We start from the raw sequence: 22,496 nt of genomic DNA, 5'->3' as shown, positions 1-22,496 counted from the left end.
TTAGCCTTTTTGATTGTTATATTAGTCATCCAGCAATGATTTCACAAATCGCAGCGCATATAAAATGATGTTGACCAAATCAAGATAGATATTGACGACCATCAATGGAATTTCGCTCTCATCGAAGCCTTCCTTGGACATCCGGCTGAAATCATACAACGTATAGCCGATGAATATTAGCAAGCCAAAGCCTGCATACACCGTCTCCATGACGCCTACAAACGGAACGAAAAACTGAATGAGCCCAAGTACGATAAGACCGATTAACGAGGCGAATAGAAATCCGCCAAGGAATCGAAAATCCTCTTTCGAATAGGTCGCGTAGATGGCTAAACCGGCATACACCAGTACGGCAACAGCTACGGTTTGAAAGACGACTGCGGTACCGATCGTGGCGATGTAATAACCAATGGCAAACTGCAGCGTGGCTCCCGATACAACCATGAAGGCGTACATTAACGAATACCCGACAACTTTTGATTTGCGCAAAAACATAATGCCGATAATTAAAGCAAGTTCTACTACAAACAATGGGATTCTTGCGGAAGCGGGCAGCAGCGTCCCTAAGTACATCCCGCCGATGGAAACAAGCAAAGCAAAGAAAAAGGTTAACATTAGCTTTTGCATGGGCTTGCCATAACCGCTTGATTGACTATAGCTCATTTTCTCTTTCTCCTCGTAACAATATGATTTAGTCCCCATAATATCATGAATGTCAGCGATTAAAAAGAGGCATTACAAATCTCAATAGCTTTCAAATAAATGCTGCATATCTTAGCCAGGTCATAGCCACCGTTTAATGAACGGAAGAGTAAGCTGGGGCTTCTTCCGCTTCTGCCGAAGAATCAAGCTTTTTATTCCCCATAAATAGTGCGGCCAGCAGCGCCAGCACTACCGGAACAATCGCCCATGCAAAGGTAGTCACAATAGAGCTGGAAAGAAATTCTGAAAACTGTTTAAGTAAGTCGGCGGGTATAACAGCACGGGTTTCCGGCGAAAGCAGCGCATGCGGATCTTGAAAATTAAGCCCTTCAGGAAGCTGACTGTCAGAACTTATTTTTCCCATTTGACTAGAAAAATGGTGGCTTTGAATGAGTCCGAACATCGTGATCCCCATCGTCATGCCGAGCGAGCGGATGAAATTCAAGGTAGAACCTGCGGACCCTCTCTGCCGGTACGATAAGCCATGTATCGCCGCATTGCTAAGGACGGAGAACGAAGCGCCTATGCCAAGGCCGATAAGTACCATATAGACGGTTACAATCAATCTGGAAGATTCCGCCGTAAGACTGGCAACAAGCCCGACTCCGACAGCTAACAAAATAAGCGTAGGAATCAAAATACTGCGATACGATATTTTGGTCATCAAGCTGCCTCCAAGCGTTGCGGTGATGACGGATCCCACCATCATCGGCAGGAGGACTAGACCGGAATTGGTTGCTGATCCCCCGAGTACGCCTTGAATGAATATTGGGATATAGACGGATGCTGCGATAAATGCCGCTCCGCTAAAGAGCGCTACCAGGATACTGGATGTATACAGCCTATTTTTGAATAGGCCAAATGAAATAATCGGTTCCTCCGCCCTGCTCTCTGTTATAAGAAATGCCGCCAGCAAAAACGCGAAGCCTCCGAATAAGCTTAAAATAATACCTGAATGCCAAGCTAGCTGCTTGCCTCCAAGCTCTAAAGCAAACATCAGGCATACGATAGCTCCGATGAGCGTAATGGCGCCTAACCAATCGATCGGCTGCTTCGAATGCTCGTGTGATTCTTTGTAAAAGAACGTAACCGTAGCGAAGGAAATAATGCCAAGCGGCAGGTTTATATAGAAAATCCATTGCCAAGCAATATGATCCGTTATAAATGCCCCAAGCAATGGACCGAAAATACTTGATAAACCGAATACCGCGCCAAAGAGTCCTCCCATCTTTCCGCGCTTCTCCAAAGGGACGGCATCGAACAAGATCGTGAATGTGATCGGCACGAGCGCTCCTCCGCCAATTCCTTGAATAGCTCTAAAAATAGCAAGCTCCGTGATCGAACCCGCTGTTCCGCATAGAACCGAGCCAAGCATAAAGACGATAATCCCAAAAATAAAAAACTTCTTTCGGCCGTACATATCGGAAAGTTTCCCGAAAATCGGCATACCAGCCATCTCTGCCACCATGTAAGCTGAGGTTACCCAAATAAATTTATCCATGCCTCCGAGTTCGCCCACGATATTTCCCATTGCAGTGGCCACGATCGTATTGTCCATCGATGCCATTAGAATGCCGAGAAGCAACCCTGCAATAACAAGGGATAGGCTGCTTTTTTGCYGCTGTTTCACTGATAAACACTTCCTTTTCCATTTCGGATTTCTTGATATCAGTGTAATAAAAAAAGTATGACACCTGAGTGTCATACTTCGGAATAACGTTTTATCATTTTTTCAAGCTTGGCTTTGACCTTCTCGCGCAGCTCTTTTGGTTCAACTACGGTAACGCCTTCACCGAAGCTTAACACGATCGGAATGAACCAGCGCGACTCGGAATAGGCATTGACCATTAAAGATACGGTAAGCGTGCCATCTTCATTAAAACTCTTCTCCGCGCTGTAGAAGAAGTCCATCGCCCTGGCCAAGCAGTCAACGGAGAAATGTAAAACGGCGTTTATTGCGTTTACAGACTGCTGTTGGTATCTTGCGCTGTCTCTCTCAGGCACATGCTTATGTTTTTGAAAATATTCAGTTGATGCAGCCAGATTAGCTATGCGGGGGAGCTTGAATTCACGGTAGTCCTTACGCTCTCTGCAATAACCATACAAATACCAGGCATCATATTTATAGTGCAGACTGATGGGTTCAACGTTACGGTCCTTCCGTTCGCTCTTCGCATTGACATATTCGAAGCGGACCAGCCTGCATTCCGTTATCGCCGTTCTTAATGTACGGAGAGAGTCGTTATAAGCACGGCTTCCGCCGACGTCCATGGTTAAGCTCGGCGTACCGGCATCATGCTGCAGCGTTTGCAGCTTATGTATCGTTTCCTGCGCGCGATCATCATCAAAAACGGTCGACATGCTGTGAAGAATCGTAATAAGCGAGCCGACATCATAGGAGCCCAGCAAGCTTTTGTCCATTTTGTAGGCATCCATGATACCGTAACCGCCATTTACGCCTTGATAGGATACAACCGGGATTCCTGCGGCGCAAATGGCATCGATATCGCGGTAAATCGTGCGCTGGGATACCTTGTATTTATCGGCCAAAGCAGAAGCCGAAAGCACTTCATTGTTCAGCAGCATATAAATCATTGAAATAAGACGTTCCAGCTTCATTTGCTTACGTATTCAAAATGAGCTTTAAGCCTTCGATTTTCAGCTGATCCATACGAATGACCCAATTTTTAATCGTTTCATAGGTTTCATCAGACAATCCGAACTGCTGTTTCATATCTTTCGTAAGCTTTTTCTCATCATCATTATAATCACCGTCAGCGAAAATGAGCAGCAAAATTTCTGCGAAAAAAATATTTTTCAAGTGGTCATCATTCAGGCCGGCGACGATATCGGAAAGCTGCTTTTCAGATGAAAAGGTTACCTCCGAGGGGTTGATTTCCATCTCATTCATATACGATTGAAGATAGCCTTGTTCTTTCTTGTGCACATACCCATCCGCATTAGCTACAAGATGAGCCAACTCTAGAAAAGCTAATTTATGTTCCTTGGATTGYAGAAAATGTAAAAACAAACGGTCCACTCCCTTATTTCAAATAAAATTGATTATTCTCTTATTCGACATCATTAGCGCATTTCCTACATCAATCCGTATTCTTTTCAATTTTGATTGATGTTTAACATTCACATGTTCTTGTTTAATTTTATAGGAAAAGGAGGGTGACCACAAATGACAAGCAATACTCAAATCGTACAATTCGTAAAATGCTTATACAGCAGATTTCGTGATGATGATGTTCCAGCTTTAGGGGCCCAGCTGACGTATTATTTAATTTTATCGTTTTTTCCCTTTTTAATTTTTATGGTCAGCCTGCTTGGCTTTATCGAGCTGTCGGGTGATAGTGTAGTTGCAGAGCTGATTCGCCTTCTTCCATCTGATGCGAGCGAGACGATAAGCGGCATTCTAACGGAAGTGGTAGACAATAGCAGCGGTACCCTTCTCTCATTCGGGATGATCGCAACGATTTGGTCAGCATCTAACGGCATTAACGCCATCGTGAAGGGCCTGAACAAGGCTTACGATGTCAAGGAGCAGCGTCCCTTCTGGAAGGTTAGGGGCATTTCGTTATTAGCGACTGTTTTTCTTGTCGTCGTCATCATGCTGGTGATGCTCATGTTGATTTTCGGCAAAGCAATCGGAGAGTATTTGTTTCAATGGATGAATTATCCCGATGGCTTCCAGTGGATATGGGGGATTTTGAAATATGCCATTCYTATCGCAGCGATGGCAGCTGCCTTCACACTGCTTTATTGGATGGTGCCAAGCAGACGGCTTAGCTTTAAAGAGGCATTGCCTGGCGCCGTTTTTGCTACTTTTGGATGGATCATTACGTCGCTTGCCTTTCAATTTTATATGAACAACTTCGGGAACTATTCCAAAACCTACGGCAGCCTTGGCGGTATGATAATATTATTAATCTGGCTGTACATCAGCTCAATCCTGATTATGCTTGGCGGCGAAATCAATGCTACTTTAGCATCCGCCAAAAACAACCCGCCTCGAAGCAGCGCTGCGAGGCACAGCTTCCGTTTTCCGGCGAGTAACTGCAGCAAGATCAAAATTACGTAAATGCCAAGGAGTCATTAACCTCGTGAGGATTTAGGCATATGCTGATTTATCTGAATACGAGGAGTAGTTATACATGTATCCATATCAACAAGATTGGGTGAGATGGACTTATCCGCATCTCAATATGAATGTTTACCCTGCTTTCGCTAGGTGGACACCTAGACCAAGCGATCAGCTTCTTACCTTTGTTCTGATTCACGGCGCATGGGCTGATACAAGCTTCTGGGATGGTATTGCCTATGAATTGCGTAAGCTGGGGCATACCGTCTATGTACCGGAATACCCGGGACACGGGGCGGATATGAATAAAAATGTCACACACGCGATGCTTACAAAATCAATCGCGGATTATATCGTCTCAAGAAATTTACATGATATTGTCCTTGTCGGACACAGCTTCGGCGGAACGCTCGTTCAGAAGGTGGCGGAGCTGGTTCCGGACCGTTTGAAACGACTTGTTTTTTGGAATGCCTTTGTATTAAACGACGGCGAAATGGTAGTAGATGAGTTCCCCCCTGCTGCTCAAACCCTTTTCGCGCAGCTTAGGGAGAACTCGCCGGATGATACCATTATGCTGCCCTTTCCACTCTTCCGTGAGGCTTTTGTCAATTTAGCGAGTTTAGGCATAGCGGAGCAAATCTACGGCCAAATCCGTCCAGAGCCTGCGAAACCATCTTACGAGAAATTAGATCTCAAAAAATTTTACAGCCTTAGCGTTCCGAGGAGCTACATTTACCTAACGGAGGACAATGTACTGCCACAGTTCAATAGCCAATACGGTTGGCATCCGCATATGTCGAATCGGCTTGGCTTATTCCGGTATATTCAAGGATCGGGCGATCACATGACAACGGCAAAAACGCAGCCTGCCATGCTTGCCCAGAAAATCTATGAAGCCGGAAGAGATTAGACAAGCGTAAACGGCTGTCGCCGTCTTCAGTGGCAAAAGCTATCGTTTCGCGGAGATATATAAGCACATTTATAAGTGAAAACTTATAAATTCTTATATATTGATGAAAAAAAGGTGAGAAGTCATGGATTGACTTCTCACCTTTTTTTGGTATTCCGCAAGCGATTAAATTAAGGTACGAATTGTTGAACGATACGAATGATTTCTCCATCCTTTACGGTCATATGGTAAGGGAAGCCCTTGATATCGAGGTCATCCTCTGTATTCAATAATTCGATGAATTTATCAACGGAAATAGGCTCGTTCCATACGATATCAGCTTCCTCGACATTGCCTGTGCGATTGTAAATTTGCATGAGAACCTCTGCATTTTCAGCTATCGGAAGTTCATGCAGGCTCTCATCGTCATTTATGATGTAATAGCCGTCCGGCGGTCCATCAAGCTCGGAATCCCCTTCCCGCTCCAGGAATTTATCTGCAGCTTGATCACCCTCGTACCAATCAATCTGATCGATAGACAACAGATAGTGTTGATCCTGTTTCTGAACACTCTCGATATATCCGCTTTCCATATCTGGCGTTGGTTCTACCGGCGTATAATCACGGCCTCCCGTCGGCGCAAAGCTAAAGGCCGTGAGACAAGCTATCGCAACCATTGCGATCATTGCATATTTTTTCATAGCGCTGACGCTCCTTCTGTTTGGTGTATATTCGGTGTATATTCTTATTCGTCTTACATATAGAATATAACGCATTTGGGGTGCAATAAGTTACAGAAAAGCTACAAAAAAAATATTAAAAAAAAGAAAAACCTGCGGCGATCGCAGGCATTCGTTTARATGACAAATAGCTCCATAAATTGCTGGACTGGAGTGTTCTCTAACGCGATCTGATTCTGGCAAAGTTCCAAAATCGCTTGCGATTGCTTTGTTGGAAAACGGCTTTTCAAATTGGCTTCGAATTTACGCTCAAGGAGCGGGATGCCTTCGTCCCTTCTCCTCCGATGACCGATTGGATAAGCGATTTCCACCCTTTCCGATGCCGTGCCGTCTTTGAAAAACAGCTGTACGGCATTAGCGATCGAACGTTTATTTTCATCCAAATAGTCTACCGAGAAGGCTGCTTCTTCGACCGTTACCATTTTTTGGCGCAGCTCATCAATACGGGGATCAAGCGATGCAGCATCCTCATAATGATCGGCCGTCAAACTTCCATGAAGCAGCCCAATGGCAACCATATACTGTAGACAATGATCACGGTCAGCCGGGTTATGCAGCGGCCCTGTCTTGTCGATAATGCGCAAAGCAGATTTATGCGTAGTCAGAATGATTTTGTCAATTTCAAGATATCGCTCTGCAGCAACGGAATGTAATCGGATGGCAGCTTCAACTGCGGTTTGTCCATGGAACTCCGCAGGGAACGATATTTTAAATAAAATGTTTTCCATCACGTAAGAATCGAAACCGCGCTTAAGAATCAGTGGATTCCCTTTATTGAGCACATCGTAAAATCCCCATTCCGGCGCTGACATCGCGGAGGGATACCCCATTTCACCGCGAAGCGACATTAGTGATAAACGAACGGCTCGGCTCGTCRCATCCCCGGCAGCCCATGATTTCCGCGTACCCGTATTAGGTGAATGCCGATAAGTGCGAAGCGGGTGCCCATCTATCCAAGCATTAGATAAAGCAGAAGTAATTTCGGCCTGCGTCCCTCCAAGCAGAGCTGTCACGACTGCCGTCGATGCGATCTTAACCAGAATGACATGGTCGAGCCCAATACGGTTAAAGCTGTTTTCCAGCGCAAGAACACCTTGAATCTCATGCGCCTTTATCATAGCGGTGAGCACGTCGCGCATGACTAACGGCGGTTTGCCACCTGCGATATTTATTCTGCTGATATAATCCGCAGCTGCAAGAATGCCTCCTAGATTATCGGACGGATGCCCCCACTCGGCAGCGAGCCAGGTATCGTTGTAATCAAGCCAGCGGATGATACATCCGATATTAAAGGCTGCGGTAACGGGATCCAGCACAAAGGAAGTACCGGGTACGCGAGCGCCGTTCGGCACGACGGTGCCTGGAACGATTGGACCGAGCAGCTTCGTGCATTCCGGATATCGAAGGGCCAGCAGGCCGCAGCCAAGCGTGTCGATGAGACAATGACGAGCCGTCTCGTATGCCTCGGGGCTGTTAATCTTATACTCAGCCGCATAAGAAGCGATATCGACTAGCACCTGGTCAGGCGACGGTTTTATGTTTTGGGACGGGACTGACATGGCATTTGCTTCCTCCTTTATCAGGCTCGTTGATCTATGGACAGCCATGGTGATGGTTCTGGTCCGACATAATCAGCATTTGGACGAATGATCCGATTATGTGCCCGCTGCTCGATAAGATGGGCGACCCATCCGCTTATTCGGGAAATGACGAAAACAGGCGTAAAAAGCGAAGTAGGGATTCCCATTAATCGATAGGCAGATGCGCTGTAGAAGTCCAAATTTGGAAACAGCTTTTTCTCCTGCATCATGATTTGTTCTATTCGTTCGGATATGAAATACAAACTCGAATCCTTCGCTTCGTCGGAGAGCTTTTTTGACCACTGCTTGATGATATCCGATCTTGGATCACACACCGAATAGACGCGATGCCCGAAACCCATAATTAACTTTTTACTTTGCAGCATTTGCAAAATCCCTTTTTCTGCTTCGCTCGGACTATTAAATGCTTCGATGAGCGCCATGGCCGCCTCGTTGGCACCGCCGTGAAGATTTCCCCTTAATGTGCCGATGCCAGTTGTAACCGCCGAGTAAATATCGGATAAGGTTGATCCTGTTACTCTAGCCGCGAAGGTAGAAGCATTGAATTCATGCTCCGCATACAAAATAAGTGAAGCATCCAGTCCTTTTTCATGCAGCTGGTTTGGCGTATGGCCGTGCAGGAGCTGGAGAAAATGGCCTGCGATACTGTCATTTTCCGTCTCCGTATCCAGCCTGAGGCCGCTAGTATGGAAATGATGCCAATAAAGCAGCATGGAGGCACTGCTGGCCAGCAGCCGATCGACAACATGATATTGGTTATGTTCATCGGTCTCGGGCTCTAATGCGCCAAGTGCTGATGCGCCCGTCCGCAATACATCCATCGGATGCGCGGTTCCAGGAAGCTGCTCCAAAATCAAAAGCAAGCCCGAAGGCAGCTTACGAAGTCCTTGCAGTTTTTTCTTGTACTGCCGCAGCTCTGCTAAATTAGGGAGCTTACCATAGATGAGCAAATATGCGGTTTCCTCAAAGGTAGCTTGGCTGGCCAGATCCTCGATCGAATAGCCGCGATAGGATAGGCCTTTACCCTGCTTGCCAACCGTTGAAATTGAGGTTTGCCCGGCAATAATATCGGCGAGCCCGCCCTGTTTCTTAGTCGTCATTGCTGCTTCCCTCCTCCTTGCTGCCATAAAGCTGATCCAGCTTTTTCTCATAGCGGTAATAGTCAAGGAAATCATAGAGCTCTGCTCGTGTTTGCATGCGGCTGATCACGTTTTTTTGTGTACCTTCACCTCTAATCGTCTCATAGACGAGCAGAGCGGCAGCATTCATTGCCCGAAAAGCAGACAAAGGATAAAGTGCCATACTAACGCCCGCTTGCCCCAGCTCTTCAACCGTAAACAGCGGAGTTTGGCCGAACTCGGTAATGTTGGCGAGCACAGGCACCTTGACGGCATCAACAAATGCCCGGTAATCCTCAAGTTTTGTGACCGCCTCCGGAAAAATCATATCGGCTCCGGCCTCTACACATGCACAGGCACGTTCAATTGCTGCAGCTAAACCTTCTGATGCCAATGCATCGGTGCGAGCCATAATGACAAATTGCGAATCCTCTCTTGCATCCGCTGCGGCTTTGATCCGGTCCACCATTTCTCCTTTGCTTACAATCGTTTTGCCCGGGCGGTGTCCGCATCTCTTTGCCGATATTTGATCCTCGATATGAACGCCTGCTGCTCCGGCTCGATTCATTTCCTTGATCGTGCGCGAAATTTGAAAGGCGCCGCCAAAGCCTGTATCCGCATCAACGAGCAGCGGCAGCTCCGACACGCTCGTTATTCGTCTTGCCTCCTCAATGCAATCCTGCAGCGATGTTATGCCAAGGTCAGGCAGACCAAAAGATGCATTTGCAACACCTGCCCCTGATAAATATAAAGCTCGAAATCCGACTTTTTCCGCCATCATGGCGGAATAAGCATTTATGGCACCGGCAATCTGCAGCGGCGTTTCCATTTGCAGCGCCTCGCGCAGCCGCTGACCGGGAGTAGCAGTCATTGCACCACCGCCTTTCATAAATAGAACGGTTATTTAAGCAATTGTCCGCTGATGACAATGCGGTGAATCTCATTCGTTCCCTCATAAATTTGAGTTGCCTTTGCATCGCGAAACAGCCGTTCCATGTTTGATTCCTTCAGGCACCCCTCCATCCCAAACAGCTCAATCGCTGCATTGGTAACCTTAACTGCCGTGTCAGATGCAAACATTTTCGCTGCCGAGGCTTCCTTTGTACAAGGTGAACCATTTTGACGCAAATAAGCGGCACGGTAAACGAGCATTTTTGCCGCTTCGACTTGAGCGGTCATCTCGGCCAGCCTTATATGCTTGTGCTGCAGCGGTTTAGGCCGCTTGCCCGTTTTTTTGACGCTTGGATATAATCGGTCATCCATTTCTTGAAGAGCAGCCTCCGCGATCCCCAGCGCTTGAGCGCCGATGCCGATTCTTCCGCCGTCAAGCGTTCCTTTCGCAATGGAAAACCCTTTTCCCTCCATCCCCAAACGCTGCGTAACTGGAACCTTAAGCTGATCGAAAATCAATTCACAGGTGTTGGAGCCATGAAGTCCCATCTTCTTTTCTCTTCTTCCGATCTTAAAGCCTGGCATATCACGTTCAATAATGAATGAGGAAATGCCATGAGATCCTTTTGCGGAATCAGTCACCGCGAAGGTAATATAGGTATTTGCCGCATCAGCATTCGTAATAAAGACCTTTGTTCCGTTCAAAACGTAATGCTCCCCGTCAAATAATGCTGATGTCCGAATGGCGGCTGCATCCGATCCGGCATTTGGCTCCGTTAAAGCGAATGCGCCTAAGCTTTCGCCGGACGCAAGCTTTGGGACATATTCCGAAATCTGTTCGGCGCTGCCATATTGTAAAATGGGAAAGGTCCCTACGGAAGTATGAACGGACAAAATAACCCCAACTGCCGCACTTATTTTGGACACCTCGTTAATCGCAAGAATGTAGGAAATAAAGTCAGCGCCTGCCCCGTTCCATTGTTTTGGAATAGGAATGCCCATGAATCCATTCAAGGCCATTTTTGAAATTAGTGAATAAGGGAATTCGTCCTGTTGTTCCATGTTGCTTACGACTGGAGCAATCTCTTGCTCCGCAAAATGCCGGACCGCTCTCCGCAGCTCTTCTTGTTCCCGCGTATACCGGAGCTCCATCGTCCTACACCCTCTCCGATGCAACTATCACGCATTTATGAATAACGATAAAACCCGCGTCCGGTCTTCCGCCCCAACCAACCGGCCTGCACGTACTTGCGAAGCAGCGGGCATGGTCTGTATTTTGAATCACCGAAACCAAGGTAAAGTGTCTCCATAATAGCTAAACAGGTATCGAGCCCAATAAAGTCAGCAAGAGTGATAGGGCCCATCGGGTGGTTCATTCCAAGCTTCATTACCTGATCCACGGCTTCAGGCTCCGCTACCCCTTCATAGACGGTATAAATTGCTTCATTAATCATCGGCATTAGAATGCGGTTAGAGACGAAACCAGGAAAATCCTTTACTTCAACGGGCGTTTTCCCTAGCTTATGAGTGAGGTGTTGTATCCTTTCGAACGTCTCATCCGACGTTTCAAGACCTCTGATGATTTCTACTAATGGCATGATTGGAACGGGATTCATGAAATGCATCCCGATCACGAATGAGGCTCTATTGGTCGCTGACCCAAGCTCTGTAATGGAGAGTGATGACGTATTGGACGCCAAAATCGTATCYGGCATACAGATTTGATCTAGCTCAGCGAATATCTTCTGTTTCGTTTCCATTCTTTCGGGAGCAGCTTCAATAACAAGCTCAGCTTCCTGCATGCTGTCAAAATCCGTAACGGGAACAATCCGCTCTAATAGCTGCGAGCGCTGCTCATCCGTTGTTTTCCCCTTGCTTACAAGGCGGTTAAGCGAGGTGCTAATCATCTTGATACCGCGGTCAACCGTGCTTCTATCGAGATCATAAAGCGTTACCTCCATACCGCTTTGGGCAAGTGTTTGGGCGATTCCGCTGCCCATTTGTCCCGCCCCGATCACTGTTGCTTTTTGTATGGCCATCGTTCTCCCTCCGCTTCAGCCATCCACCCGCAAGAGGATCGCATCTCCCTGCGCACCGCCGCTGCAGATCGCGGCAATGCCAAGACCGCCGCCTCGCCGCTTCAATGCTTGAGCTAATGTGAGGACGATCCTTGCACCGCTTGCTCCGATCGGATGCCCAAGGGCAATGGCTCCGCCGTTTATATTGACCTTTTCTTCATCCCATCCGAGTATTTCGCCGCATACCAAAAGAACGGATGCGAATGCTTCGTTTACTTCAAATAAATCAATATCCTTTAGCGCTATGCCCGTTTTCCGCAGAAGCTTCTGAATCGCAAGAGCTGGAGCCTCTGCTAAATGAGGCGCTCGCGTGCCAATCGTGCAGTGGCCGATGATTTTCGCCAGCGGCTCGTAACCGCCGCGAATCGCTTCTTCCTCAGACATGACGATTAGCGCGGCGGCACCATCGTTAACGCCAGGAGCATTCCCCGCCGTAATGGTTCCGTTTGGACCTTGAATCGGCTTAAGCTGAGCCAGCTTCTTTAGGTTCGTGTCGCTGCGAGGGCATTCGTCAAGCGCAATCCGGGTGTTCGCACGTGTCGAAAACGGTTCGATTTCTTCAACGAAAATCCCTGATTCCGCAGCGGAGCATGCACGATAGTGGCTTCTTAGCGCCCATTCATCCTGTTCCGATCGGCTAAAGCCGTATTCCTCGGCAGCTTGATTGCCGTGCGCCGCCATCATGACGTTGTGGAACGGACATAGGAGACCATCGTGAATCAATAAATCAGTGAATTCCGCATTTCCCAGCTTGGCTCCCCATCTTGCCGCTTGGGTAGCAAAAGGCGCCTGGCTCATGCTTTCCATCCCGCCGGCTGCAATGATGTCCGCATCGCCAGCACGAATCATTTGCTCTGCCATCGTGATAGCACGCATGCCTGAAGCACACACTTTATTAATCGTTTCCGCGTTCGAGCTCCAATCAAGTCCAGCGCGAATGGCTGCCTGACGCGCCGGGTTTTGCCCGCTGCCGGCTTGCAGCACCATGCCCATGATGACAATATCTACTTGATCGACTGCAATGCCTGCATGCTTCAGTGCGCCTTGAATTACCGCCGCTCCCAGTTCGGCGGCCTCCATCTCCTTGAAGCTGCCTCCAAATTTTCCGAACGCGGTTCGCTTTCCTCCGACAATGACAGCTTGGCGCATAATGGACCGCCCCCTATTTGTCCAGCAGGTGAGATAAACAATCATAGTCTATTCCGCCAGTCCCCAGCTCCGATTCCAAGCATTTTGCGTCCCGTAAAAAACGCTCCATTCGGTATTCCTGCATATAGCCGTAACCGCCAAACACCTGAATGGCTTCTATGGCTGCAGCAACTGCGCACTCGGCCGAGAATTTACGGGCGATTGCCGCTTCCCTGCCGCATTCTAAGCCAGCGTCCTTGCGCCATGCAGCCTGATAGGTAAGCAGGCGTGCAGCTTCAAGCCGTGTCCACATATCTGCAAGCTTAAAAGATATGCCTTGCTGCTTACCGATCAGGAGTCCGAATTGTTTGCGTTCCTTGGCATAGGCCGCAGCCGCTTCATATGCGCCTTGTGCAATGCCGACAGCTTGCGCTGCAGCGCTAATGTGGGCGATGTCCGCTAGAGACAACGCCATCGCATGTCCCTGACGATTTAAGCCCAACTGGTTTTTCTTCGGAACGGGGCATTGCTCAAGCCTGATTTTCGCGAATGGGAAAGATCGCAGGCCCATTCTATGAATTTTCTCCTCCATGTGTAGTCCAGGTGCCCCGCTCTCGATTAGAAATGCATTAAGATCGTTTCTTCGTCTTTTCGGTTCGATTTGCGCAAAAACAAGATAACAATCCGCGATGCCAGCCTGCATCACACAAGAATGCGCACCGTTAAGCAGCCAATTTTCGTTGCCGGATTGGGCAGCTATACGGCTGTATATTTTACTCTCCATGTTATTTGGCATGGGCAGCGCGCTAGTCCCCAGCATGGTCCCCCTTGCAAGCTCGCCTAAATAGGCTGCTTTTATAGAGTCATCGCCATAAACGTAAAGCGGCCATGCCGAAAACACCGTATGCGCGGCCAAGGCCGCAGCGGTAGAAGCGCATACACGCGCGAGCTCTTCCACGACAATAGAAAAGGTCAGCCAGTCACTGCCTGCGCCGCCATACCGTTCACTAATCGGAATACCCGTTATACCAAGCTTCCCCATTTGGTCAAAGAGCTTACGATCAAACTGTTCTCTCTCATCCCGTTCCCCCGCAAGGGGAGCAACCTCGCTTTCCGCGAATTCCCTGACGAAAGACCGGGTCATTTCCAGCTCCTCGTTTAAAGAAAACTGCATCTCCCTCCCCCCTTCATATGGCAAGCATAACAAGTGGACAAAGTTCGACGGTATCCGCGTATAGCGTATTATATGAAAGCAGTCAGTGGAAAAATGACCTCGAAAGCACCTTTATAAACGCAAAAAAGCCAGCCCGTTTAGGCTGACTATTCCACGAATTAGTTTTTATGTGGTTCGATAAACATAAGGGTCCTTCGGTGTATCTATCGCATGCCAATCCTTCACTTTTAAGACGGGGATCGTCTGTTTAAAGGGCTGGTAAAATTCCCATGTGAGCTTGCCGGAAACATGCACCCAGTCATCGTCTTTCATTTGAGTATTTTTCGGAAATTCAACCAGCATGCCAAATACGCCGGAATCAGCCACGCAATGAATGAATCCAAAGCGGAAGATGAAATAATGATTGCCGTCTACCTGCTGCCCCTTATAAGCGAAACCGTCGAAACCTATCGTTTTGCCTATAAAAGCGTCTGGTGAATTGTAAATGACCTCCATTCCTTTCAAATAATCCGCATCCGTTAAGGTAACGGCTGGACGGTTTACGAATTCGGCCAACTCTTTGTTTTTTACCTTGTCGTAATCATCCTTGCGATAGAAAACACTTGAGTCAGGCTTCAAGAACTGATGCGCGCCAGGGTTTTTCTCGATGTTTTCTTCAAAGCTCGGGAAGGAAAAACCTTTGGCTTTGACAAAGCTGGAATCGAGTGCGTAGGCCGGAAGAAAAAGGCCGGTAACGATAGGCACGAATAAAATAAGATAACTAAAAAAACGTTTTAGCTTGGTGTCGTTGCCGTGGGAATGATCGTGTCCATGGGCATGTTCATGCGAATGTTCATGCGAATGATGATCATGAACATCCTGATGTGCTTGATGCTGATGCTGCCCATGACCGTTATGTTCCTTATGCAGGCAATCATCACCGCTTTCGGCTGCCAATGAGAATGCCGCTTGCTTCTTCTCTTCCGCAATTTGCTGGCGCGAGACGCGCACAAACTCGAAAATACTGAGCAGCCCCATAATGACAACCGCACTAATGGAAAGATAAGCATATTTCATATTGATGTATTTATTAATATCACCAGTATAATGAAGCATAAAAAACATGAAGGAAAATCCGAACAAAATGAAAAAACGAATCATCCGAATAACCTCCCCACGATTAATGAGCCGATTAAAGTAAACACAGTAACTAACCCGATCAGCACAAAAACAAATTTGCTGCGATACGTTCCAAGCAGCATAAGGGTATTTTTAATATCGATCATCGGTCCAAAAACAAGAAAAGCAGACAAGGAGCCGACGGTAAACGTGCTTCTAAATGAAGCGRCAATGAAGGCGTCCGCTTCCGAGCATAACGAAATGATGAATGCTAAAGCAATCATGACGAGAGATGACGTTACCGGATTGCTTCCCAGGTGCAGCAAATACGAGGTGGGAACGAATGTTTGCATGCATGCGGCGATAAAAGCTCCCAAAACCAAATACTTGCCGACAGAGAAAAATTCATCTATAGCATGAACGATGACCTCATAGATTCGCTTCCATACCGACACGAGTGTTGAACCCGGAGCGGTTCCTGTTCCATGCTCGACAGCCGCTGCCGCCTGCCCGTCTTGGACACGAAAAGGAAGATCCTTGAACATAAATGAAAGAATGATGGATACCGAGAAAGCAACGACTATCGCTAGACCAGCCCGAATACCAACCATTTCCCAATCATTTCCAAACGCGATATAAGTTGAAAATAAAACGATTGGATTAATTATAGGCCCTGTAAGCATAAAAGCAATTCCTGCATGCAAAGGCATACCCTTATTAATTAATCGTTTTGTAATCGGTACGATTCCACACTCACAGGAAGGGAAGAAAATACCGATCCCGCAGCCAAATATCGTGGCGAGATAACGATTTCGAGGCATGATTCGCGCAATCCAATGATCTTTTACGAAGGTTTGGATCAAACCTGAAATAAGCACGCCGACAAGGACAAAGGGAATGGCTTCCATCACCATACTGATAAAGATTGTGTTTAATTGATAAAGAGTCGTCAAGCCTACTCATCTCCACTGCATATACTAAAAAATCATGTTTCCTCCATAAACCAATTAGTTGCTTGTTTACACGCTTTGCTGACTGATGAATCCGCCCGGTTCATACGTAAGAAGCTTTGTCGCGATTTTATCAATAAAGAAACGATCATGACTCACCGTAACCACCGCGCCCGGAAAATGGATTAGTGCCTGCTCCATGACTTGGATGCTTGTCAGATCGAGATGGTTCGTAGGCTCATCCAAAATGATAATCTCAGCACCAGACAATAAGCATTTCGCCAATGCGACACGCGCTTGCTGGCCTCCGGATAAGCTGCCGATCACCTTCTGCAGATCGGCTTCAGAAAATTGCAGCATGGACAGAAATTTATTAACCTTTTTCCGCGGTGCGTCAAGGCCAAGACCGTATACATTCACGGCATGGCTTACGGTATCCTTCTGATCCAGCTCGTCCCACATCCGATTGAAAAAGGCATAGTTTACACCTTTACTAAAGCGCACCGTTCCCGTATCCGGCTGCTCCTGACCTGTCAGTACTTTAATCAACGTCGACTTTCCGCTACCGTTAGGTCCAATAATCGCAATGCGGTCTTCTTTCTGAATGTCGAAGCTGACGTCTTGAAAAATCATACGGTCTGCATAGCTCTTTCCGATGGCTTCCACCGTACATAAATTGTCTGGGAAGCGCAAATTTTCATAGATATCCGTAATCAGCACATTCACCGGATGCGGCTCTATTCGTTTCTTCATATCCGCAAGCTTACGAGACAGCCGATCCTTGGATGCTTTTCTTTTGGATCGGTTATCAAGCTCTTCCGCTTCCATGAGAAGAAGCTCTTCTTCCCACTCGAATTGCCGATCGAGCTCTTTTTTACGCAGCTTTTTTTTTCGAATATAATCCGTATAATTTCCTTCGTATTCTTGAAAATGATAGTTCTCGATTTCTATGGTGCGCGTTACCACCCTATCAATAAATTGCCGGTCATGCGACACCAGAACCATCGTGCCGGTAAAACGGTTCAGCCACTGCTCGAGCCAAGCGAGTCCATCTAAATCCAAAAAGTTTGTGGGCTCGTCGAGGAGAACCACATCCGGCAGCTCAATGAGCATTTTCGCAAGGGCAGCACGGTTGCGCCATCCGCCTGACAGCTGATCCACGGGCTGCTCACGCGAATGCTCGTCAAATCCAAGCTTCGTTAAAACCGTATCAATCTCTACTGCTGCATTCCAGCCGTCGTGATGCTCCATTTGCTCAAAAAGTTCAGCTTGCCGATCCAATAATTTCTCCATTTCACGTTCATCCGCTGCGATGCCAAGCTTCTCGCCAATCTCATTAAGCTCGCGTTCGATATTCCAAATATGCTCGTAGCACTGCTCAAGCTCCTGGCGGACAGAACGATTGCCGCTCAGCTCAGAAAATTGGGAAAAATAACTCACCTTAACTTTAGGGTCAACCTCTACCTTTCCGGTCGTTGGCTCTTCTCTGCCAAGAATAAGCTTGAATACGGTAGATTTTCCGGCTCCGTTTCTTCCGATGAGACCAATTCGGTCCCCCTTGCTAATACGAAAATAGATATCACGAAAAATAAGAGTATCCTCATATTTTTTCGTTACATTTTCCAATCGAATCACGCTCATGTCTTTCACCTCTGTATATGGTTGTAAACCACTCACGCCCTCTATGTCAAGCTGGACGAAAAAGAGGACTGCTCCGCTCCGGCTTGGGAGCTTATGGCAGTCCTCTCTTCTCTAAATATTTAATCGCAAAGGATGAACGGAAACGGTTGAGGTTTTGAAGCCTGGCATTTTACAGTTGGGATCGAGCTCAGGACTGGTCGCCTTGTTCACGTTTTGTATCCCGCCCCAGTGCATCGGTACAAATAAAGTATCTTCTCTTATTTTATCCGTTATTCGGCTTCGCACGCTGAAGCTGCCTCTGCGTGAGGTAACCTCAACCCATTCCCCATCCACAATTCGATGCTTTCTTGCCGTTTTTGGATGGATCTCCAAATAATTTTCTACGTTTCGCGCTGCCAATGAGGGACTTCTGCGCGTTTGGACGCCGGTTAGATAGTGTGAAAGCACCCTTCCGTTCGTCATGGTAAGCGGAAATTCATCATTCGGTGTTTCCTGTGGGAGTCGACTTGCAACCGGCATAAATATAGCTCTTCCATCCGAATGAGCAAAGGCGCGTTCGAACATCATGCCTTGATTCCCGTCTTCTTCTGTAGAGGTACAAGGCCAATATATCCCGCCGTCACGCCGTAAGCGATCGTAAGTAATGCCGTAATAATCAGCTAATCCGCCGCGGCTGGCTAGTCTAAGCTCTTCAAAGATTTGCTCGGCTGTTTCAAATGGGAAATAGGTCTTCTTGCCAAGCCCTTCAGCGATTTGGCATAAAATCTGCCAATCATGTCTGGTTTCACCGGGAGCCTCCAGCGTCGATTCACGTAATAATACGCGCCCTTCCAGGTTGGTTAAGGTTCCGTCATTCTCTAGATAAGCCGTCACAGGCAAAACGACATCCGCCATTTGCGCGGTCTCCGACATAAACATATCCGCGACGACCAGGAAGTCTAGACCTTTTAGCCCCTCCTCTACCAAATCAGCATTCGGATTCGATACGACAGGGTTAGAACCCATGACTAACAATGACCGGATGTCTTTCTTATGAACAAGCTCCATCATCTCATAGGCAGAAACACCCTTGCGAGGAAGCTCCTCCGGATCAATTCCCCATACACTCGCGACATAGGAACGATCCTGTTCGTCTTCTATGTTGCGATAACCGGGCAGCTGGTCGCTTTTCTGTCCGTGTTCCCTTCCGCCCTGCCCGTTACCTTGGCCGGTAACTGCTCCGTAGCCGCAGCCTGGCTTGCCGATTTTTCCGGTAGCGAGCACCATATTTAAGAAGTTTCGAACCGCAACATGACCGTCCGTCTGCTGCTCAACGCCCCTAGCTGTGAAAATAATTCCGGTTTCCGCATGCCCGTAGGCTTTGGCGGCATTTCGAATGTCTGCTTCATCTAAGCCTGTCAATGCTGCTACTTCATCCAAAGCAATCGTTGATAGATGTGTGATTAATTCGGCGAAGCCATTCGTTCTTTGGGAGATGAAGGCTTCATCTATCAGCTTCTCATCCAAAAGTACCTTAAGCATGCCATTCGCTAACGCAGCATCGGTGCCCGGCTTGATTTGCAAATGGATATCCGCGATTGCAGCCGTCGCTGTGACACGCGGATCAATCACGATGATAATCGCGCCGTTTTCTTTCGCTTTAGTGAAATAAGGCATTAGCGTTGGCTGGCATTCAGCGATATTCGTTCCAGCCAAAATAATGCAGCGCGCTAGCGGTATGTCAGCCAGCCGACAAGTCAGTCCGCGATCAATCCCAAATGTTTTGTTGCCCGCGGATGCAGCGGCTGACATGCAAAACCTGCCGTTATAATCAACATATTTGGTTTTAAGAGCTACTCTGGCAAACTTGCCAAGCAAGTAAGCGGACTCGTTCGTTAAGGAACCTCCGCCATAGACGCCAATCGAGTCGGGACCATACTCATTGCTGTTGGCCTGAAAATTATTAATAATGGCTGTTAAGGCTTCCTCCCAAGAGGATGGCACTAGCTGTCCGTTTTTCTTGACTAATGGCTGCAGAAGCCGATCCTTGCTTGTCGCATGCTGATGAGCATTCATCCCTTTTACGCATAGGCGACCCTCTGATGCGGCATTCGGCATACCTTCAATGGAATATGAATATCGACGGGAGCCCGGTATTGGCAGCTCTTTGGTTACTCGCATCTTGCATTGTACGCTGCAAAATGGGCATTGCGTTTCCGTTACGAAGCCAGAAAGATTGTTCTCTTGCGCATTTAGCAATTGCCGCATATCCCTTCACCGAGCCTTTCCGCGTTTTTTAGCCTAGCTACTGAAGCCTCTGTCCGCTCTACAAGCTCAAGGCGATAATCAGCATCGAAAATCATTTCTCTAATTTCCACGATTCCCTCTCGCTCTATCCATTTCCACAACGGTTCACCATAATCTGCTCTTTCCCTGTACAGCTGCAAGCATGAGACAGAGAGTGCCAAAGCGAGCTTATCGGAATCGGCGATTCCGATGAGCTGTCCTTGCTTAACCGGGTGCTCCGCATGGCCGCCGATGTAAATTTCCCAGCCCGCCGGAGCTCCAGTAATCCCAAGGTCATGAACAAGCACACCTGCCGGATTATGCATACCCGAAGTGATTGCTGCTTTCAATGTTGAAGGATACTGAAGACCGTTACAATATTGCTCTAAATCAGCTCCAATTGAACGTGAGTCATACTCCGAAGTAATATCGTGAATGAGGCTGGAGCTAACGCCAACAGATAGACTATTTTGCATGATACGAGAAGTACTTTGAAAGTCCTCCTGTTCATGGGATGGATGATAAAGTGCCGAATAATAGCGGATAGCAGATGAACAAACCGAGCAGCCCGAAAAGCGATTCCAGCCTAAGTCTGTCTTTAAGTTGACGAGATTCGATATGGAACTTTCGGAAATAGCTGTTTTTAAAGCTGCATGACTGACTTCAGTGCAGCTGCAGATCGGCTCAGCCGCTGCTGCCATACCTTCTTTTCCATGCTTCAGCGCATATTGCACAATAGCCGCTACCATCGGACGGCAGCCGCCGCAGGAGCTGGATGCCTTGGTGCAATCTCTCACCTGCTCTGTCGTTTGCATGCCATCCTCAATCACAGCGCACATAATCGCAGCTTTGCTAACGGCGTTACATGCACAGACCGTCTCGCGATCCGGCATATTAGCGGCCAGCTCCTCATTTAAATCACTGCCGCCTGCATTCGCTGGCGAGGATAGTTCGCTTATTGACGCTCTCTTTTTCACTAGATTAAGCAGCGTTGTTCCTTCGGAAGAATCACCGAACAAAATGGCGCCTCGTATTGTTCCTTCTTTCATGGTGACCTTCTTGTAGGTGCCACGGATTCCGTCGAATAACTGGATAGCCGTTTCGGCGGAATCTGAATTGATATCACCTACGGAAAAAACGTCAACGCCAGAAACCTTAAGCTGAGCATAGGGGACTGAACCCTTATAGGGATCTGATTCCATTCCGCATAGCAGGCTGGCTAGCACCTTGCCTTGTTCGTATAGCGGTGCAACTAGGCCGTAAGCAACGCCACGATGCTCTGCGCATTCGCCAACGGCGTACACATTAGGCACGCTAGTTCTCATATAATCATCAACCATAATTGCTCGATTCGTATCAATGCCGCTCTTCTTGGCAAGATCAATGTTCGGCCTAATGCCTACGGAAATTACGATCAAATCAGCTTCTAATGAGCTGCCGTTCGTGAAACGAATGCCTTTGGCGCGATTTAAGCCCGTAATGCTTTCAGTTTCCTTGCTAAGCCAAAAACGCATGCCCTGCTCTTCCAATTCCTTGCGGAGCATGTCAGCTGACATGCGGTCAAGCTGCCTATTCATGAGATAAGGCGCATTATGGATGACATCGGTTTCCATACCTAGATTAAGAAGCCCTCTTGCTGCTTCGAGACCCAACAAACCACCGCCAATGACAGCAGCTTTTTTATATTTTTTTGCATATTCCATCATCGTTTTGCAATCGTTAATATTACGGAAAGAAATAACGCCTTGCTTATGAACGCCGGCTATCGGCGGAATGAATGCTGAAGATCCTGTAGCTATAATAAGGCAATCATAATCGGTACGAATGCCGGATAATGTTTTTATATATTGTGAATCGGTATTTATTTGAGCGACTGTCTCCCCTGTATACAGCCGTATCCCTCTTTCCTCATACCAAGACCAATCGTTAATAACGATGCTTTCAATAGAAGAATCCCCTTGTAGGACCTTCGACAACAATATGCGATTATAATTAGGGTGAGGCTCATTGCCGAATACTGTAATTTGATATTTATTAGGCGCTAGCTTGATAATTTCTTCTACGCATCTAATTCCTGCCATTCCATTTCCGATAACGACTAATTTTTCTCTACTCATCTATGCTCACATCCACT

Annotated in this window: 19 protein-coding genes; 2 read left to right on the top strand and 17 right to left on the bottom strand. The window is 47.4% G+C overall.

From position 1 onward, the window contains the following. Window positions 1-21: 21 nt before the first annotated feature. From AC1DLI_RS30200 to AC1DLI_RS30185, 4 genes are all read right to left on the bottom strand, one after another. Window positions 22-663 carry a Bax inhibitor-1/YccA family protein gene (locus tag AC1DLI_RS30200; RefSeq protein WP_477608739.1) on the bottom strand — a complete coding sequence of 214 codons (642 nt, stop codon included), beginning with the start codon at window positions 661-663 and terminating at the stop codon, window positions 22-24. 133 nt (window positions 664-796) lie between these two features. Next, on the bottom strand, window positions 797-2,332 hold the full coding sequence (locus tag AC1DLI_RS30195; protein WP_477608737.1) for an MDR family MFS transporter: 1,536 nt from the start codon (window positions 2,330-2,332) through the stop codon (window positions 797-799). Window positions 2,333-2,403: 71 nt separating this feature from the next. Continuing rightward, a complete protein-coding gene (locus AC1DLI_RS30190) occupies window positions 2,404-3,321 on the bottom strand; it encodes a helix-turn-helix transcriptional regulator (protein ID WP_477608735.1) in 918 nt (305 codons plus the stop codon). 4 nt (window positions 3,322-3,325) lie between these two features. Further along, a complete protein-coding gene (locus AC1DLI_RS30185; protein WP_477608733.1) occupies window positions 3,326-3,733 on the bottom strand; it encodes a TerB family tellurite resistance protein in 408 nt (135 codons plus the stop codon). Window positions 3,734-3,889: 156 nt separating this feature from the next. Here AC1DLI_RS30185 and AC1DLI_RS30180 point away from each other — a divergent pair, with 156 nt between their 5' ends. Next, window positions 3,890-4,789: a YihY/virulence factor BrkB family protein gene (locus AC1DLI_RS30180; protein ID WP_477608731.1), complete on the top strand. Its 900-nt coding sequence runs from the start codon at window positions 3,890-3,892 to the stop codon at window positions 4,787-4,789. Window positions 4,790-4,862: 73 nt separating this feature from the next. Further along, window positions 4,863-5,699 carry an alpha/beta hydrolase gene (locus tag AC1DLI_RS30175; protein ID WP_477608730.1) on the top strand — a complete coding sequence of 279 codons (837 nt, stop codon included), beginning with the start codon at window positions 4,863-4,865 and terminating at the stop codon, window positions 5,697-5,699. A 170-nt stretch (window positions 5,700-5,869) separates the two neighbouring features. Here AC1DLI_RS30175 and AC1DLI_RS30170 read toward each other — a convergent pair whose 3' ends face one another. The 13 genes from AC1DLI_RS30170 to nirB all read right to left on the bottom strand — a co-directional run bounded on the left by AC1DLI_RS30170 (window position 5,870) and on the right by nirB (window position 22,479). Then, window positions 5,870-6,379 carry a hypothetical protein gene (locus AC1DLI_RS30170; protein ID WP_477608728.1) on the bottom strand — a complete coding sequence of 170 codons (510 nt, stop codon included), beginning with the start codon at window positions 6,377-6,379 and terminating at the stop codon, window positions 5,870-5,872. 155 nt (window positions 6,380-6,534) lie between these two features. Then, window positions 6,535-7,977: a bifunctional 2-methylcitrate dehydratase/aconitate hydratase gene (locus AC1DLI_RS30165; RefSeq protein WP_477608726.1), complete on the bottom strand. Its 1,443-nt coding sequence runs from the start codon at window positions 7,975-7,977 to the stop codon at window positions 6,535-6,537. A gap of 20 nt (window positions 7,978-7,997) precedes the next feature. Beyond that, window positions 7,998-9,119, bottom strand: a complete 1,122-nt coding sequence (gene prpC / locus AC1DLI_RS30160; RefSeq protein ID WP_477608724.1) for a bifunctional 2-methylcitrate synthase/citrate synthase — start codon at window positions 9,117-9,119, stop codon at window positions 7,998-8,000. Next, window positions 9,109-10,008: a methylisocitrate lyase gene (prpB, locus tag AC1DLI_RS30155; RefSeq protein ID WP_477608722.1), complete on the bottom strand. Its 900-nt coding sequence runs from the start codon at window positions 10,006-10,008 to the stop codon at window positions 9,109-9,111. The genes prpC and prpB overlap by 11 nt, the downstream gene beginning before the upstream one ends. A 29-nt stretch (window positions 10,009-10,037) precedes the next feature. Continuing rightward, window positions 10,038-11,180, bottom strand: coding sequence for an acyl-CoA dehydrogenase family protein (locus AC1DLI_RS30150; RefSeq protein ID WP_477608720.1), 1,143 nt, complete (start codon window positions 11,178-11,180; stop codon window positions 10,038-10,040). Between the two features lie 35 nt (window positions 11,181-11,215). After that, the gene (locus AC1DLI_RS30145; RefSeq protein ID WP_477608718.1) at window positions 11,216-12,067 is read right to left on the bottom strand and encodes a 3-hydroxybutyryl-CoA dehydrogenase; all 852 of its coding nucleotides are present in this window, start codon (window positions 12,065-12,067) and stop codon (window positions 11,216-11,218) included. A 15-nt stretch (window positions 12,068-12,082) separates the two neighbouring features. Continuing rightward, a complete protein-coding gene (locus AC1DLI_RS30140; RefSeq protein ID WP_477608716.1) occupies window positions 12,083-13,255 on the bottom strand; it encodes an acetyl-CoA C-acetyltransferase in 1,173 nt (390 codons plus the stop codon). A 13-nt stretch (window positions 13,256-13,268) separates the two neighbouring features. Next, window positions 13,269-14,408 (bottom strand): acyl-CoA dehydrogenase family protein, encoded by a 1,140-nt coding sequence (locus tag AC1DLI_RS30135; RefSeq protein WP_477608714.1) that lies wholly within the window; start codon window positions 14,406-14,408, stop codon window positions 13,269-13,271. Window positions 14,409-14,573: 165 nt separating this feature from the next. Next, window positions 14,574-15,548: a TIGR03943 family putative permease subunit gene (locus AC1DLI_RS30130; RefSeq protein WP_477608712.1), complete on the bottom strand. Its 975-nt coding sequence runs from the start codon at window positions 15,546-15,548 to the stop codon at window positions 14,574-14,576. Continuing rightward, window positions 15,545-16,420, bottom strand: coding sequence for a permease (locus AC1DLI_RS30125; protein ID WP_477608783.1), 876 nt, complete (start codon window positions 16,418-16,420; stop codon window positions 15,545-15,547). Before AC1DLI_RS30125 ends, AC1DLI_RS30130 begins: the two co-directional genes overlap by 4 nt. Window positions 16,421-16,525: 105 nt before the next feature. Continuing rightward, window positions 16,526-18,097 carry an ABC-F family ATP-binding cassette domain-containing protein gene (locus AC1DLI_RS30120; protein ID WP_477608710.1) on the bottom strand — a complete coding sequence of 524 codons (1,572 nt, stop codon included), beginning with the start codon at window positions 18,095-18,097 and terminating at the stop codon, window positions 16,526-16,528. A 111-nt stretch (window positions 18,098-18,208) separates the two neighbouring features. Beyond that, the gene (nasC, locus tag AC1DLI_RS30115; protein ID WP_477608708.1) at window positions 18,209-20,344 is read right to left on the bottom strand and encodes an assimilatory nitrate reductase catalytic subunit NasC; all 2,136 of its coding nucleotides are present in this window, start codon (window positions 20,342-20,344) and stop codon (window positions 18,209-18,211) included. Beyond that, entirely contained in the window at window positions 20,329-22,479 is a 2,151-nt protein-coding gene (nirB, locus tag AC1DLI_RS30110; protein WP_477608706.1) for a nitrite reductase large subunit NirB, read from the bottom strand. The genes nasC and nirB overlap by 16 nt, the downstream gene beginning before the upstream one ends. Between the last annotated feature and the right edge of the window lie 17 nt (window positions 22,480-22,496).

It is taken from the genome of Paenibacillus sp. 01T443 (genome assembly GCF_056398325.1).
This window is presented reverse-complemented; position numbering and strand designations above follow the sequence as displayed.

Bases quoted from the DNA above. Each gene is read 5' to 3' on its own strand.
- AC1DLI_RS30200 (WP_477608739.1), bottom strand. From the start codon at position 663: ATGAGCTATAGTCAATCAAGCGGTTATGGCAAGCCCATGCAAAAGCTA.
- AC1DLI_RS30190 (WP_477608735.1), bottom strand. From the start codon at position 3,321: ATGAAGCTGGAACGTCTTATTTCAATGATTTATATGCTGCTGAACAAT.
- AC1DLI_RS30175 (WP_477608730.1), top strand. From the start codon at position 4,863: ATGTATCCATATCAACAAGATTGGGTGAGATGGACTTATCCGCATCTC.
- AC1DLI_RS30170 (WP_477608728.1), bottom strand. From the start codon at position 6,379: ATGAAAAAATATGCAATGATCGCAATGGTTGCGATAGCTTGTCTCACG.
- prpC (WP_477608724.1), bottom strand. From the start codon at position 9,119: ATGACGACTAAGAAACAGGGCGGGCTCGCCGATATTATTGCCGGGCAA.
- prpB (WP_477608722.1), bottom strand. From the start codon at position 10,008: ATGACTGCTACTCCCGGTCAGCGGCTGCGCGAGGCGCTGCAAATGGAA.
- AC1DLI_RS30150 (WP_477608720.1), bottom strand. From the start codon at position 11,180: ATGGAGCTCCGGTATACGCGGGAACAAGAAGAGCTGCGGAGAGCGGTC.
- AC1DLI_RS30140 (WP_477608716.1), bottom strand. From the start codon at position 13,255: ATGCGCCAAGCTGTCATTGTCGGAGGAAAGCGAACCGCGTTCGGAAAA.
- AC1DLI_RS30135 (WP_477608714.1), bottom strand. From the start codon at position 14,408: ATGCAGTTTTCTTTAAACGAGGAGCTGGAAATGACCCGGTCTTTCGTC.
- AC1DLI_RS30130 (WP_477608712.1), bottom strand. From the start codon at position 15,548: ATGATTCGTTTTTTCATTTTGTTCGGATTTTCCTTCATGTTTTTTATG.
- AC1DLI_RS30120 (WP_477608710.1), bottom strand. From the start codon at position 18,097: ATGAGCGTGATTCGATTGGAAAATGTAACGAAAAAATATGAGGATACT.
- nasC (WP_477608708.1), bottom strand. From the start codon at position 20,344: ATGCGGCAATTGCTAAATGCGCAAGAGAACAATCTTTCTGGCTTCGTA.
- nirB (WP_477608706.1), bottom strand. From the start codon at position 22,479: ATGAGTAGAGAAAAATTAGTCGTTATCGGAAATGGAATGGCAGGAATT.